The organism is Geminocystis herdmanii PCC 6308, assembly GCF_000332235.1.
Taxonomy (GTDB): domain Bacteria; phylum Cyanobacteriota; class Cyanobacteriia; order Cyanobacteriales; family Cyanobacteriaceae; genus Geminocystis; species Geminocystis herdmanii.
Genome location: NZ_CM001775.1, coordinates 2,290,012 through 2,305,302, shown reverse-complemented (window position 1 = coordinate 2,305,302; position 15,291 = coordinate 2,290,012). Strand labels below are relative to the sequence as shown.

Here is a 15,291-nt window from a genome sequence, read left to right as displayed (position 1 = left end):
AATAAGTAATGAGTTTTGATAATTTAGTATCATAAATTGATTATTTCAAGATTTATTATTATTTTATTACCTGAAATCTGTAAGCAAAAAATTCCTCTAATCCCAATTTTAAAGTGTATCGAATATTAGGAATTTTTCTACTTGTCCACTTGTCCACTTGTCTTGTTTTCACTACTTTTATTTTGTCTAACTGAGGTAACACCCCAACACCCTATCTTACGTTCATCAAAAATTATCTAGTTCACAAATATAGACGTGACTAATCAATCTAGCATATAATGTATATTGCTGTTTTTTTTATTAACTAAATTTAAGGAGGAAAAACCGTTGAGTAAGCATACATTAAATGGCACAAGACGCAAACAAAGAAGAACCTCTGGTTTCCGTGCGCGTATGAGAACCGAAAATGGTCGTAAAGTGATTCAAGCTCGTCGTAATAAAGGCAGAAAAAGATTATCTGTATAACTTAATCGTTATATTATTATTTTTATTTCTTGACTATCACGATCGATCAATTTTATTGTAATTAGTATAAATTTAGGTGGGACTACCATCACGACATAGACTAAAACGGCGGTGGGATTTTCAATCTGTTTATCAACAGGGTATTCGCCGCTCTAGTCTTAATCTCATTATTCGAGCTTTACCGATAACTGAAAATTCTGCTAATTCATCTATGGATACTAAAATTGGTATTTCCATTAGTCGCAAAGTTAGCAAAAAAGCAGTAGTTCGTAATCGGATTAAAAGACAGATTAGGTCTGTTTTTCGGGATTTATTACCAAAAATTTCTTCTGGTTGGCTGATTGTTGTTATTGTGAAACCATCAGCTCAAGAATGCAATTATGAACATTTTTTGAGAGAATTAGAACAGTTATTAATTAGAGCGGAAATAATTCATGGGCATTAGAGAAGATGTTTTTTATGAAGGTGGTCCCCATATCGGGGATCTCATTTTCAATATTCTATTAGCTTTTACTGTTATCTGTCTTCCTCTGACGGTAGGGGCGATCGTTCGTGCTATTTGGCTAAGATTTCGCATTACCGATCGACGAATTTCTATTACTGGCGGTTGGCAAGGAAAAGATCGTACCGATATTATCTACTCAGAAATTGTCAAAGTAGTAAAAGTTCCCAGAGGTTTAGGCTTTTGGGGCGATATTGTCGTCACTCTTAAAGACAGAAGTCGTTTAGAAATGCGCGCAGTACCTCGTTTTCGTGAAATCTATGATTATATTTGCGATCGAGCCGCCGACAAAACAGGTCGTCCTAAAGATGCCATCGCCCAGTAATAATTAACCGTGAACAATGAACAATTAACAATGAAAAGCGATCATGATCAATTAATATCTATTAAGTATTAAAAATATAGTAAATTTAAAGAGATTACAATGGATTTTGGTATAGGTTTTATATCAACTAATATAATGTTGCCAATCCTAGACTTTTTTTATGGGATTGTGCCTAGTTATGGTTTTGGCATTATCGCCCTAACTTTAGTCGTAAGATTCGCCGTTTATCCCCTCAGCGCTGGGCAAATTCGCAATATGAGAAAAATGCGGATTACTCAACCTTTGATGAAGGAAAGACAAGAAGAAATCAAGAAAAAATATAAAGACAATCCTCAAAAACAACAAGAGGAAATGGGAAAAATCATGCAAGAATTTGGTAATCCCCTCGCAGGATGCCTTCCCTTGTTATTACAAATGCCCATCTTATTCGCTTTATTTGCAACCCTCAGAGGTTCACCGTTTTCTGACATTAACTACACCGTTGACTTACAGATTTTTCCTCAAGAACAAATTGAACGTATCGCACCTCAACCCTATAGCACCAAGTCTCAAAACGTATTTGTTACTGATGGTTTACACAACAAAATTACCGCTATTTTACCCACAGGTAATAAATTAACCGTAGGAGAAAGCGAAAAAATTGAATTACAAACCATCGAAGGTAAATCATTACAAGACTTAAATAATCAATATCCTGAAAGTAATATACAACCCCGATGGGTAGTAACTAAAGGTGAAGAAAGAATTACTGTTAATGAAAATGGCGAAATCACCGCTTTAGGAGTGGGAGATGCCACCATTCAAATTACTATCCCCGGTATCGCCGCCGATAAAGGATTCTTATTTATTCAGGCTTTAGGCAGAGTGGGCGCCACTAATCCTGACGGTTCGATTAACTGGGATATTGTGGGCATGATTATCTTCTTTGGTGTCAGTATCTATCTTAACCAAGAATTATCAGGTACAGGTCAAAAACCCGCTGGAAATGATCAACAACAAACCGTCAATAAAATTACCCCCATTCTCTTTTCGGGAATGTTCTTATTTTTCCCCCTTCCTGCTGGGGTTTTAATGTATATCGTTCTTGCCAACGTTTTTCAGACTATTCAAACTCTCATCTTAACCCGTGAACCTTTGCCTGAGAATATTCAAAAAATCTTAGATGAGCAAGAAAAAGCGGCAAAAGGTAGAGAAGTGATACCTTTTGAGAAAAAAGCAGGGAAAAAGAAAGAAAAAACTTCATAATCAATCACAATTTTTATAGCAATTATGGATGAACAAATCCAAAAAGGTCAAAAATGGTTGGAAACTCTCTTAAAATTAATGGGAGTTCCCACAAATGTTAACTTAAATAGGGTAGAGCAAAATGGTGATCAAACTATTTCCTGTTGGCTTACCATTGATGAAAGTCCTTTCGATTTATCAAAAATTGAAGCCTTAACGGGTAAACAAGGAGAGACGATCGACTCTATTCAATATTTAGTTAATGCTTTACTCAATATCGGTGTCGATGAAAACTCTCATCGTTTTTTCACGGTGGAATTAAATGGTTATCGTCTTCGTCGTCAGGCTGAATTAATGGCGATCGCCCAAAGAGCAGGGGAGAAAGTGCGTATCACGGGAGTTCCTGAAGAAATACGCAATCTTTCATCTGTGGAACGCCGTCAAATTCATAGTATGTTAGAGAAATCTCCCGATTTGTTGACAGAAAGTCAGGGTAATGAGCCTGATAGACGTTTAGTGGTTAGATTAAGAGAATAATCAAAATTAAGGTGGGCAATGCCCACCAACTTCATGACTTGGGACGGTAAAATTCGATCGAGTATCTATTTTCAATAGACATCTCCAGAAAAGATTTTTTATGGTTTCGTAGTAAGGGTTTCAACCCTCATTTTTCTAATTATGGTCGAAGTCTAATTAAGATGATTATGTTCCGCTAAAATACGCTCCACCTTCGCTTCTTCTAACTTAGAGATAATTCTACTCGCTTCGTGAATATCCCTCTGAGTTTTGGTTAAACTAACCGTTGAGCCAACAGTAAATATTAATCCCATACCCATATACCCTTTAATCCATACGTCCACAGGTAAATAAATTATACCAATAGATGTGGCTCCGATCGAGATAACAAAAGACAACCATGTTTGAATGACCCATGCACTACTGTGAGTTTGATTAAAATTTTCTTTGCCCATAAGTGTTTAACCTCTCAATTTTGTTACCACAATTATAATTTTGATCTTTTTTTTTAACCTGTACTCTTAAGACACTTTTTCAACTGGCTTGGTTAAATTATTCCTCTTGTGACACTCCCACGCTGACCTACGGGTACAGACGTGGGCTTCCAAATATCGCTACTTGGATTTTCTGCTTCTTAGGATGGCTCTAGCTATCGATTTCTCTACAGCCCCGATACCATTGTCCTCCACAGACTGCAACACCGTCTGCCCAACGGCTAGTAATCCACGTTGTTCTATTATCATAGAGGCGGCTACGTCACGGTCGATCGTAAAACCGCATTCAAGACAACTATGGATTCTTTCTTTCAAATCCTTTTTCCCTGTAAGAGTATTGCAATTTGGACAAGTTTGAGACGTATAATCCTTATCAACTTTTAGAAGATATACGTCTCTTTTTTTCGCCACTAGAGTCAGAATATCGACAAAAGCACCGAAGGCAAAGTCTAGGGAATGTTTACGCAACATTCCTCGCCCCCATGACTTAAAGTCTATTGCTTCTATGAAAATCATCTTGGCTTGATCACACAAATAATGAGCTAGTTTAAAATGATAATCTTTCCTGACTCGATGGATATATTCATGTAACTGTGCAATTTTCTTACAGGCTTTTTTCCAATTATTAGACCCCTTTACTTTGTCTTTTAGCTCACGTTGCAGTGATGTCAACTTGCTTTGTAAGCTGATTAAAAACTTAGGTCTATCAATAATCTCATTTCTGGATGTAGCTACAAGGCTGGAAAATCCCAAATCAATACCTAGACTAGAATAAGACAGGTCGGGAATTGGATCAGGAATATTTCCCTCAGACTGGATTGTACAAATGACATACCAACCTGATGCTTTATTCACTACTTGGACTTGCTTAACCACAAATCCTTCTGGAATCGGTCGATGTAAGTTAATCTCAATATCGCCTATCTTTGGTAGTTTGATTTGATTACCAACAATAGGATTAGTTTTGAATTGAGGAAACACCATTGAGCGAATCCTTTTGCGGAAACGAGGAAACCCATACCCTCTATTATGAAAAGACCTGAAAGTTTTATCGACTTTACCAACAACCTCTTGGAGAACTTGAGATGGAACTTCCTTCAATTCAGGATTTGTTTTCTTGGCTTCCGTTAGTTGTCGCTTTTGGTAGTAATAGTCGGGATATTTCGTTTCCGCAGGAATAATATACTCATTAACCAACGAACATTGATCAATAGGAGACTTCCTCGATTTTATCCAATCTTTTCGTTCTGCCAGACAATAATTATACACCCGCTTACACACAAAAAGCCACCGCAAGAGGGTTTCCTCCTGTGATGGCTCTGGGTATATGCGGTACTCGTAGTTGAGATTAATCATTGTCTTAGGCGAATTTAATTTTTGACCTAGATTTATAATAACATAAGATTTCTGATTTGTGCAGATAAATCTGGACGGCAATTCATCCCACACTGATTTTGTGGGTGTTTCTTAAGCGAAAAATACAGTGTGGAGCTTCTTGCCGAAGAAAGCTAAGTATAATAGGATTAGAAGTCATATAGTTTCAAATAATGACTATTTACTAAGTATTTCATTCAATGATTGTTCAAAATCAATGCGATAATTAAAATCTTGTGCTTGATGATGACATTCAATGCAAGTATTCAGAGTCGTGGGAGTGGGTAAAGTGACGTTAGGATGAAGGGCGAAAAAATAACGAGATTGTGCTATGTATTTCGGCTCAGTTTCATTTTTGAGTAGCTGACGAGAATAATTTTGTAGATATTGCCACATTAAACGTTGAGTGAATCCTGTTAATCCTTCTATCCTCACGCCATAATGATTGCCCGGATTTTCTAAAATTCTTTGCCAAGTTTGTTGAGGTAAAACCCCTGGAGGAATGGGAATATGACAAGTAGCACAATATTGAAGATAAAAATCTTCTCCGATTTTAAAATTTCCTGTAGCTTTATCGACAGCTTTTGTCTGGGCTTCGATCGAACCTTGTAAACCATAGGATGCACCCCATCCTAAAATAAGGCTACAGCCTACTATAAAAGCTATAATAACCGTTCTCCAGCGTTTTTTGAGCATTTTCTTTGATTTAAACATAACAGGACGCAAATCGGGCGTAATTGTGACAGGATGCAAACCTTGCTTAATTGTAACAGGAAGCAAATCGGGCGTAATTGTGACAGGACGCAAACCTTGCTTAATTGTGACAGGACGCAAACCTTGCTTAATTGTGACAGGACGCAAACCTTGCGTCCCTACTGCTAAAAAACACGATGCTGTAAACTGGGCATTTGTTGCCGAACTTGTTGTAATCTTTGAGGATTTATTTCCGCTATGGCAACCCCAATTTGAGAACCGGTACTGGCTAAAATTGATCCCCAAGGATCAACAATCATGGCGTAACCATGACTACAACGTCTCGCATAATGATTTCCTGTTTGAGCAGGGGCGATTACATAACAGGTATTTTCGATCGCCCTTGCCTGTAATAAAACCTGCCAATGATCTTTTCCAGTATAGGCGGTAAAAGCGGCGGGAATAAAGAGAATTTCTGCTCCCTCCTTCGACAAATGACGATAAATTTCGGGGAAACGCACATCATAACAGATAGATAAGCCCAACTTTCCTAAATCACCACCATCATAAACGGGAGGCAAATCAGCACCACTTTTGACGGTACTTGACTCCTGATAATTATTACCATCGGGGACATTAACATCGAACAAATGTACTTTATCATAACGAGCTAACTCTAAGCCATTAGGATCAACTAAAATAGCGGTATTATGGGCTTTTGATTGATCTTCCACAAAGGGAGTAGGAAAACCACCGCCTAAAATAGTGACTTGAAAACGTTGAGCCATACGAATCAAGAATTTTTCACTCTTAGTTGCGATCGAATCCACTTGATGAATTTTGTCGTCATCTTTACCCAAAAAAGAGAAATTTTCAGGTAAGCCAATCAATTTTGCCCCTTGATTAACCGCTAATTCAATTAATTCTTCTGCCTGAGTTAAATTTTTGTCAACATCAGGAGTGCTAGTCATGCAAACCGCCGCCGCAATATATGATTTCATCTGTGATTTAAAATAGAGAATAAGATAAACAAACCCTCACTAACTAATAAATTCGAGATAACTGTTCGTTAGTTCTTTTACTGCCAACTCATAGAACTGTTGACCGTGTTCTGGAGTTGCCAAAGTCGGATTTGATCCCATTCTACCATCAGGGTAGCACTCACGAAAATTAGTCGCCCCATAAATCGGGTGTCCTTTTCCTACCGTTTCGCTCAAAGGAGCATTTTTAATATAGTCTGGATAGACAAATTGAGTTAAAGCCACTTCCGAGGGTGTAGCGTGAGAACCTTCTTGATCTCCATATAATTCTTTGGCTAACTTATACACCTCACGGCACATAAACCAGTTGGCGATCGAACATTTCACCTCATTACTACGGGGTATATTTAAACTCTCTAAATGATCATAAATTTGAGAAAAAGACGCTTTGAGGGTAGCAATATTACCGCCATGACCATTGACAAAAAAGAACTTGCGAAAACCCGCTTTTGCTAAAGAGGTAACATAATCTTGGACATAAAGAATTAAAGTTGTGGGGCGTAAACTAATCGTACCGGGAAAAGAGGTATGATGGAGAGCCATCCCCACATTGATTGTTGGTGCTACAATGGCTTTAACGTTCATACCCACCCCGATCGCCACTTTTTCGGCACAAATGGCATCCGTACCGATTAACCCCGTAGGACCATGTTGTTCGGTCGATCCGATGGGAATAATCACCCCATCATTATCTTGAAGATAGGTTTCGATTTCCTGCCAAGTGGCTAAATGTAGTTGCATAATTAAGAATTAAGAATTAAGAATTAAGAATTAAGAATTAAAAGTCACCCTTAGAACCTGTTTTAAAAGTTTCTGATCCCCCTAAATCCCCCTTAAAAATACCTCAGTTCGACATAAAGAAAATGATGAAAACTAGACAGGTGGACAAGTGGACAAGTGGACAGGGAGAAAAATTCTCAATATTTGATGTACTTTTGAGAGAATTTTATTCATTCATCAGAAATACAATCTTCCTGTCTTCCTGTCTTCGGAGTCTTCCAAGTCAGCCCTCACCTATTTTTATATCGAACTCAGGTTAAAAATGGGGACTTTGTATAATATTTCCCCCTTTTTCAAGGGGGGCAAGGGGGGAGCAATTGTCAAAATTATGACTTTTCAAACAGAAAAATTGGGGTAGAGATGTTGTATGCAAAGTCTCTAGGAGGGTTTTAAACGTTCTTTTATCCATTATCCATTAATTCTTTGTTTGGTAATTGAAAGTAAAAAGTCGCACCTCTATTAACTTCTCCTTCACACCATATTTTACCACCGTGAAGATGGATAATTTTTTGTACCGTTGCTAATCCAATACCTGTACCTTCAAAGTCTGAATTGCTATGTAATCTCACGAAGGGGGCAAAAATTTTCTCAACTTTCTCCATATCAAAACCCACACCATTATCTTTAATATAAAATATCTGTTGATTATCCGCCCCATTAATATTATCAAGACTGCCAAATTCTATTTCTACATTGTCACTTGTAGCGGTGTATTTATAGGCATTAGATAATAAGTTATCAAGGGCAATATAGAATAAATTGGGATCACCATAAACCGATAAATTTTCCCTTATTTTCCAATCTATTACTCGATGGAGTGTAGATTTTTCCAGAGTATTAATAATATTATGTGCTATAGAACTTAAATCAACGATTTGAAAGTCTAATTGTTGAGAATTAATATAAGTTAAACGACTTAAATCTTTAATGATTTGCTCAATTAATTTACCCGCAGAAATAATATATGTTAATGCTTCTTGAGATTTTTCAGTTTTATTATGATAGCCATTTTCTAATAATACCTGACTAAATCCTTGAATAATAGCTAACTCATTGCGAATATCATGGCAAACTCGATGATTAAAGGCTTCTAATTCCTTATTCACAATCTCTAATTCTTGTTTTTGTAACTCTAATTGTTGATTAATAGAAAGAAGTTTTTGATTTTTTTCTTCTAATCTTTTTTTCGTTTTAATCAGTTGTAATTGATTCTCTACTCTAGCTAAAACTTCAGGAATATTAAAAGGTTTTGTAATATAATCAACACCACCAACTTGAAACGCTTTAACTTTATCAAAAGTCTCATTTAAAGCACTTAAAAAAATCACAGGAATATGTTGAGTATTCTTATGACTTTTTAATTGCCGACAAACCTCATAACCATCTATTTCTGGCATTTTTATATCTAATAGCATTAAATCTGGAGGATCGATTTCAGTTATTTTCAATGCTTGATGTCCACTTAAAACCCGACGAACTTCATAATTTTGTTCCGTCAAGATTTGAAATAATAACTCTAGGTTTTCAGGAATATCATCAACGATTAGAATATCTCCTTTTGATATTTCTTGATAGTCTGTCATGAGTGTTTTCTTTTAATAGTAGTTTTTTACTATATTTGATTATTTTACAAATTCTCAACATTATTACAGTTAAGATTTATTTTGTAAATAGGTTGTGTTAAAGAAGGTCGAATTAAAAACGATTCACTATTCACTATCAACTATTCACTATTTAAGGGTAACGCTTATTTGGGTAATTTTGTCAAATAATAATTTATTAATCAAATCTAAGAGGTATTCTGCCAGTTTAGGATGTTCGATTTCAATTTCCTTGACTAATTGTCTCAATTGATTTTCTCGGGCGGTTAAAGCTGATTGATATAGTTTTTCCCGCCATTGTGGATTCATTTGCATTAATTGATGTTGATATTGTTTTTCGGTATCGGATTCTTTGAGATATTGATGAGATACGGAAGAAGATTCATAAATAAATGTTATATCTAAATGTTCTACTATTTTTTCATAAATCATTTCTTCTCGGAAGGGTTTAGGAACAAAATCATCACAACCTGCTTGTAATAATTTCGATCGTTCTCTTTCAAAAGCGTTAGCAGTTAAGGCAATAATTTTGGTGATAAAGTCTGGTTTTTGTTGTTGACGGATAATTTTTGTAGCTTCATATCCATTTAAGACAGGCATTCGCATATCCATCCAAATTAAATGAGGTTGCCATGTTTCCCATAGTATCACCGCTTCTTGTCCGTTTTGGGCTTCTTTGACGACAAAACCAATTTCTGATAATAAATTTAGTAAAATTAAGCGACTTTCTAATTTATCATCGACAATTAAAATACGATATTCTTCATCTATACCAGAAAATCCAATTATTTTATTAGATTTGACGGATTTAATTTCAATATTTTTAATTAATTTAACAGGAATAAAAAACTGAAAAATTGAGCCTTGATTAAGTTTACTTTTAACATTTATTTCACCTCCCATTAATTTAATAAATTTTTTACTAATAGGTAATCCTAAACCTGTACCTTCTTGAGATTTTCTTCCCGATGCTGTTTGTATGAAAGGCTCAAATAAAATATTCATTTCTTGTTCTTCAATGCCTAATCCTGTATCTTCAATAGTAAAATTTATACGAGGGAATAAATTAGAAGTATCTTCTAAAAAACTACAGTATAAATTTACTTCTCCTTGTTCCGTAAATTTTATACCATTACTAAGCAAGTTGATTAATATTTGACGTAATTTATTTTCATCAGTATGGATAAATTGAGGAACATTTTTGGCACAATGAAAATTTAAACTTAAGCCTTTTAATTGGGCTTTTAGTTCAAACATTTCTTTTAAACTTTGTAACAAAAAATAGAGATCAAAATCATTTTGATTGAGAATAATTTTACCTGCTTCAATTTTCGACATTTCTAAAACGTCACTGAGTAAGGTTAATAAATGTTCTCCCGATCGAGCGATAATATTAAGATATTCTTTTTGTTTATAATTAAGATTAGCATCACGGTTAAGAAGATTGGTAAAACCTAAAATAGCGTTTAAAGGAGTCCTTAATTCATGACTCATATTTGCTAAAAATTCACTTTTTGCATTATTAGCAGATTGTGCTTTTTCTGAAGTTGTTGCCAATTGTTGCAATAAGTTAGCGTGTTGTAATGCCACTCCTAATTGTTCCCCAATACGTTTAATCAAGTTGATTTCGTGGGGATACCAGTAACGAAAATTAGTATTTTGATAGGCGGCTAATAATCCCCATAGTTTTTCCCCTGCAAAAATAGGCGCTATCATATAGGCTTTGATTTCAAACATTTCTAAAATCTGAATATGACAGGTTTCATGACCTACAGTATAAATGTTCTCTACTGCAAAGGTTTCATGGTGGGCATATCTTCCCCCTTGGGTTTCTTGTAAATAGGTATCTGTCCACACAAATTCTGTATTGGCTACGTTAAGGGGAGTCCAATGTTTACTCATGGACTCATAAATAAATTCTCCACTCCAATCGCCATTAAAACGATATACCGCAGTTCGATCGCACTCCAAAGCCTGACGAATTTCATTAGTGGCAGTTTGCAACACTTTTTCTATATCTAAAGAAGAACGCATACTTTCAATAATATGAGAGATTGTTCGTTCTTGATCTGCAATTAAAATTTGTTGTTGTTTTTGTTTTTCTACCTCTGCCAAGGCAATTTGTAGTTCTTCGGTACGTTTTTTTTGCTGATAAAATAAATCGGCTTGTTGTAGTGCAACGCCTAATTGAATGGTAATTTTCTTTAAAAATTCGATTTCTGCTTCTTTCCACTGACGGGGAGATGAACATTGATGAACACATAATAATCCCCATAACTGTTTATTTTGATTAATGGGTAACACTAAGTTAGCTCGGACTTGAAAACGGGAGAGAATGGAGATATGACAATCACTCAAATTAGCTTTATAAATATCTTCTAGGGCTAAATAATTTCCCTCTTGATAGGATGTAGCGTATTTATCCCCAAAACAACGATCGAACACATTTTGATTTAAAGTGGATTGATAGGGTTCAATGATGGTTTCTGAAACGAATTTCCCATCATGATAATTAATATAATCGTGAAAGTGAAAAATAGCCACTCGATCGGCATTAAATAATTGTCTGACTTCCTTAGTAACGGTATCAAAAATAGTATCTAAGTCTAAAGTACGGCGAATTTTATCAATAACTTCTGCTAAGGCTTTTTCTTGCTTAGTTTCTTGAATTAACTCCTCTTGTTTTTGTCTTGCTTGAATATCTAAGGTTTTTTGTAATTCTTGATAACGAGTTTCTGAGGTTTTTAACAATTCTGCTTGAGTTATGGCAATCCCTAGATGATCACTAATTTGACTTAGTAAATGAATCTCGATTTTTTGCCATTCCCTAGAACTAGAATTTTGGTAAACTGCCAATAGTCCCCATAATTTTTCTTGATCATAAATAGCGACAATGGCGTAAGCTCTAGCCTGATAACGCTCTAAGATATTGAGATAACATCGAGAAAATCCAGCTTGATAAATGTCATTACACACTCGAAATGAATTATTAGGTGTAAAACTACTTCCTTTGGTTTGTTGTAAATAAGTATCGCTGACGGAATCGGTGGAATTTAAGTATTTAACACTACAGTCGCTAATATTTATGTTAATTTCTGTATCTTCTTCTTGTTTTTCCACTAAAGAAACCCAACCATCGGCTACGGATTCGGCGATAAATTGTCCACTATCATCATGATTAAACTTATATATTGCCACTCGATCGGCTTTTAGTAATTTTCTCGTTTCTGTGGCGGCGATATTGAAAACATTATCTAAGTTGAGAGTGCGACGAATTTTAGAAATAATACCTGTAAGGATATTAATTTGAGAGGATACTTCTACTTGGGAGGAAAACTGATCGAATTTAGCCTCTAGTCGATCGAACTTATCTTCAAATTTAAGCCATTGTCGATCGTTTCTAGTTCTTTTTCTGTGCGCCATGCTCAACAACCATTTTTATGTTTACCTTCATGGTATAACAAAAACATCAGTTTGAGACAAGAATTTTTGATATGGGTAGTTATTAGGTTTTAGGTATTAGGTTTTAAAGATATTTTTAGTTCAATTCTCGCTTCAATTTTCTCTCTTAAATTTCGATCGAATTAAGGTTAAAATTTTATCTAGGGTTGCTATATTTAATCCATAACAATAAATTTATTAAAAATGAAAAAAATATATTCTGTAATAATATCAAGTGCCTTGTTATTAAATGGATGTGGATTTTTTGGCGGAGGAGAAGATACGGCAACTATCCCTCAAATTCCCCCTCCGACACCCACTCCCACCCCTGAAGTAACAGAAACGCCCGAAACTTCTGATAATAATCAAGTTGTCGGTAGTACTGGCGGTTTAATTCCTTCTACGAATCCCCAAGACAGATTAAGACAAATAAATCAAGGTAGAAATGATCCCTTTAATTCTATCAGTCCTCCTGCGGTAATTAAGATCAGACAAGATCAACCTATTCCTTCTTCTCAAGTCGATCGTGCGATCGTCAGAACGCCTGTACCCATTGCAACAGCACCTTCTGCACCCTCTGCACCCTCTACAGATATGGCTCAAAATGGTTCTACTCCAGCGGGTAGAAGTGGTGAGAGGATTATCGGAGATGGGAAAAATGGTTTTCCCCCCGGTGCTGTAGTTGACATAGTAAAGTTACAAGAACAAGCTCCCGTTTTACCTCCTTCTCCTACGGAAGCATCGAAGATGAGGGTATCTGGGGTAATGAATTTAGATGGAAATAATATTGCTTTAGTTCAAGCACCATGGGAAAATGTTCCGAAATCCGTTAGAGTTGGAGATATAATTTCTGATGGAAATGTCCGTGTTAGAGTGAGAGAAATTCGCTTTAATTATCCTACTTCCATTGCTTTACTAGAAGATAATCAAACGGTGTATCGCAATATTGGTAATAATCAAGGATTTGTTGTTTTTGAGCAATATGGGCAAATAGTTACCCAAGAAATAGGTAACATAATCCAAGAAAGTGATGAAGTAGCTAAGTTATAGATTTTAAAAAGGAGGTTTTAAGTACATTGTCTAATACCACGATCGAACCCACAATAAAAAGTATTACATTCAAACTCGATCGACTTCCCCTAGCAGTTTATCGAGAAATGGCCGCCCATTTAAGACAGGTTGAGGGAGTTAAGACGGATTTGTTACCCCAAACGGCGACTAATTTTGATTATCTTCAAAGTCAGGTAGGGGGGTTAAATATCGCTTATCCCTCTGATAGTTCGATTAGTTCGATCGAAATTAAAGTAAAATCGATTATCCGTCATTATGAAAACAAATACGGAAAATTAATTGAGAATTGAGAATTGAGAATTGAGAATTAGGAATTTGTTAACTATTGATTTTTCTTTGAGCTTTTAAAGTATATTGTTTTAAGACATTGTTGATTAAAACTTGATATTCTTCCCCTTTTGTTTGTTGTTTAAAAAAGTCTAAAATAGCCTGATCAATATTAAGGATAACCTTTACTTGTTGGTTAGGGTAATCAATTTTAGCATCAGCCCAAAACTCAGCATCAGTTTCAGGAATATCACTAAAATCAATTTCTTCATCTTTCATATTACTTAATAATTTAAGTTGTTCTTCTCTCGATATATTCATAGTAAATTTTCCTTTCTTTATTACTAGCAGAACGGACAGAAATAATACGCTTATTTATATTTCTTTGAGTCCAAACAATAAATAAATAGACATTATCATCTATTTTTCCTATACTTAAAAAACGTATCTCTCCTTTATAATCTCTAGTATCTAATTTTGTTAAAACTGGATTCTTAAAAATATCAATAGCAACCTCGAAACTAATTTTATGTTTCTCTAAATTTTTTTTATTTTTATTTTCATCCCATTCATATCCTCCCATTAATGATAACAAACTCTTTTTCTAAATTATTTTATAGCCATAAGCATTATATTCACATCAAAACTTTAACATAGCAAAATTTTTTGATTTTGATTGAATATTAATATGATGATTTGACATAATGAAAACAAAACCATCAATTTAACCCATTATCTATTTTCCCTACTATCAATGATTAAACTAGAAAATATATATAAAACTTATGGTAGTGGAGAAATTGAAGTTCATGCCCTGTCAGGAGTAAATTTAGAAATAGCAGAGGGTGAATATTGCTCAATTATGGGATCATCAGGTAGTGGAAAGTCAACTATGATGAATATTTTAGGTTGTCTCGATCGACCTACATCGGGAAATTATTATCTGAATGGGAAAAATGTCGCCTCTTTTTCTGGGAAACAACTGGCAAAGGTACGCAATTTACAAATAGGTTTTATTTTCCAACAATTCCATCTTTTACCCCAGTTAAGCGCCCTCGAAAATGTCATTCTCCCCATGATTTACGCCGATGTTTCCCCTGTTGAACAAAAAAAACGAGCAATTTCGGCATTAACTAAAGTAGGCTTAAAACACCGCCTTAATAATAAGCCTAATCAGCTTTCAGGAGGGCAACAACAACGGGTTGCTATTGCGAGATCGATCGTCAATAATCCTTTAATACTACTAGCCGATGAGCCGACAGGGGCGCTCGATTCCGAAACCACCAAGGAAATTATGCAGATATTTCGTCAATTAAACGAAGAAAATATGACAATTATTCTTGTCACCCACGAGCATGACGTGGCGGAAGAAACGAAAAGAGTCATCAGCTTTGCCGATGGTAAAATCATTAATTAAATCTTAACAACTGCTTCCAACTTATTCGATAAAGTTCGATTTATTACCCCTAACCAATCATCTTCCACAAAAAAATTTGAG

At 35.2% G+C, this 15,291-nt stretch carries 17 protein-coding genes; 8 read left to right on the top strand and 9 right to left on the bottom strand.

Features of this window, described 5'->3' with window-relative positions; all coding sequences use genetic code 11:
* Positions 1 to 327 precede the first annotated feature (327 nt).
* From rpmH to SYN6308_RS11420, 5 genes are all read left to right on the top strand, one after another.
* Complete coding sequence (gene rpmH, locus SYN6308_RS23930) at positions 328 to 465, top strand: 50S ribosomal protein L34 (protein WP_066349386.1); 138 nt, start codon at positions 328 to 330, stop codon at positions 463 to 465.
* Positions 466 to 541: 76 nt separating this feature from the next.
* Positions 542 to 910 carry a ribonuclease P protein component gene (gene rnpA / locus SYN6308_RS11435; RefSeq protein ID WP_017294577.1) on the top strand — a complete coding sequence of 123 codons (369 nt, stop codon included), beginning with the start codon at positions 542 to 544 and terminating at the stop codon, positions 908 to 910.
* Positions 900 to 1,292 carry a PH domain-containing protein gene (locus tag SYN6308_RS11430; protein WP_017294576.1) on the top strand — a complete coding sequence of 131 codons (393 nt, stop codon included), beginning with the start codon at positions 900 to 902 and terminating at the stop codon, positions 1,290 to 1,292. The genes rnpA and SYN6308_RS11430 overlap by 11 nt, the downstream gene beginning before the upstream one ends.
* Positions 1,293 to 1,391: 99 nt before the next feature.
* Positions 1,392 to 2,537, top strand: a complete 1,146-nt coding sequence (yidC, locus tag SYN6308_RS11425; protein WP_026102035.1) for a membrane protein insertase YidC — start codon at positions 1,392 to 1,394, stop codon at positions 2,535 to 2,537.
* Between the two features lie 24 nt (positions 2,538 to 2,561).
* Entirely contained in the window at positions 2,562 to 3,053 is a 492-nt protein-coding gene (locus SYN6308_RS11420; protein ID WP_017294574.1) for a Jag family protein, read from the top strand.
* Positions 3,054 to 3,205: 152 nt separating this feature from the next.
* On the opposite strand, the gene SYN6308_RS11415 is transcribed toward SYN6308_RS11420, so the two are convergent.
* From SYN6308_RS11415 to SYN6308_RS22325, 7 genes are all read right to left on the bottom strand, one after another.
* Entirely contained in the window at positions 3,206 to 3,487 is a 282-nt protein-coding gene (locus tag SYN6308_RS11415) for a YiaA/YiaB family inner membrane protein (protein ID WP_017294573.1), read from the bottom strand.
* A 159-nt stretch (positions 3,488 to 3,646) separates the two neighbouring features.
* Positions 3,647 to 4,882, bottom strand: coding sequence for an RNA-guided endonuclease InsQ/TnpB family protein (locus SYN6308_RS11410; protein ID WP_017294572.1), 1,236 nt, complete (start codon positions 4,880 to 4,882; stop codon positions 3,647 to 3,649).
* A 195-nt stretch (positions 4,883 to 5,077) separates the two neighbouring features.
* Positions 5,078 to 5,761: a hypothetical protein gene (locus tag SYN6308_RS22330; RefSeq protein WP_017294571.1), complete on the bottom strand. Its 684-nt coding sequence runs from the start codon at positions 5,759 to 5,761 to the stop codon at positions 5,078 to 5,080.
* A gap of 17 nt (positions 5,762 to 5,778) precedes the next feature.
* Positions 5,779 to 6,594, bottom strand: coding sequence for a carbon-nitrogen hydrolase family protein (locus tag SYN6308_RS11400; RefSeq protein ID WP_026102034.1), 816 nt, complete (start codon positions 6,592 to 6,594; stop codon positions 5,779 to 5,781).
* Positions 6,595 to 6,633: 39 nt separating this feature from the next.
* On the bottom strand, positions 6,634 to 7,374 hold the full coding sequence (locus SYN6308_RS11395) for a creatininase family protein (protein WP_017294569.1): 741 nt from the start codon (positions 7,372 to 7,374) through the stop codon (positions 6,634 to 6,636).
* Positions 7,375 to 7,814: 440 nt separating this feature from the next.
* Positions 7,815 to 8,996: a sensor histidine kinase gene (locus SYN6308_RS11385; RefSeq protein ID WP_017294567.1), complete on the bottom strand. Its 1,182-nt coding sequence runs from the start codon at positions 8,994 to 8,996 to the stop codon at positions 7,815 to 7,817.
* A 147-nt stretch (positions 8,997 to 9,143) separates the two neighbouring features.
* Positions 9,144 to 12,437 (bottom strand): GAF domain-containing protein, encoded by a 3,294-nt coding sequence (locus SYN6308_RS22325; protein WP_017294566.1) that lies wholly within the window; start codon positions 12,435 to 12,437, stop codon positions 9,144 to 9,146.
* Between the two features lie 222 nt (positions 12,438 to 12,659).
* Here SYN6308_RS22325 and SYN6308_RS11375 point away from each other — a divergent pair, with 222 nt between their 5' ends.
* Positions 12,660 to 13,505, top strand: coding sequence for a hypothetical protein (locus tag SYN6308_RS11375; protein WP_144051432.1), 846 nt, complete (start codon positions 12,660 to 12,662; stop codon positions 13,503 to 13,505).
* A 26-nt stretch (positions 13,506 to 13,531) separates the two neighbouring features.
* On the top strand, positions 13,532 to 13,816 hold the full coding sequence (locus SYN6308_RS11370; RefSeq protein WP_017294564.1) for a hypothetical protein: 285 nt from the start codon (positions 13,532 to 13,534) through the stop codon (positions 13,814 to 13,816).
* A 28-nt stretch (positions 13,817 to 13,844) separates the two neighbouring features.
* On the opposite strand, the gene SYN6308_RS11365 is transcribed toward SYN6308_RS11370, so the two are convergent.
* Positions 13,845 to 14,114, bottom strand: coding sequence for a BrnA antitoxin family protein (locus tag SYN6308_RS11365; RefSeq protein ID WP_017294563.1), 270 nt, complete (start codon positions 14,112 to 14,114; stop codon positions 13,845 to 13,847).
* Positions 14,086 to 14,376 (bottom strand): BrnT family toxin, encoded by a 291-nt coding sequence (locus SYN6308_RS11360; RefSeq protein ID WP_017294562.1) that lies wholly within the window; start codon positions 14,374 to 14,376, stop codon positions 14,086 to 14,088. The genes SYN6308_RS11365 and SYN6308_RS11360 overlap by 29 nt, the downstream gene beginning before the upstream one ends.
* A 171-nt stretch (positions 14,377 to 14,547) precedes the next feature.
* On the opposite strand from SYN6308_RS11360, the gene SYN6308_RS11355 reads away from it, so the two are divergent.
* Positions 14,548 to 15,210: an ABC transporter ATP-binding protein gene (locus SYN6308_RS11355; protein WP_017294561.1), complete on the top strand. Its 663-nt coding sequence runs from the start codon at positions 14,548 to 14,550 to the stop codon at positions 15,208 to 15,210.
* Positions 15,211 to 15,291: the final 81 nt, after the last annotated feature.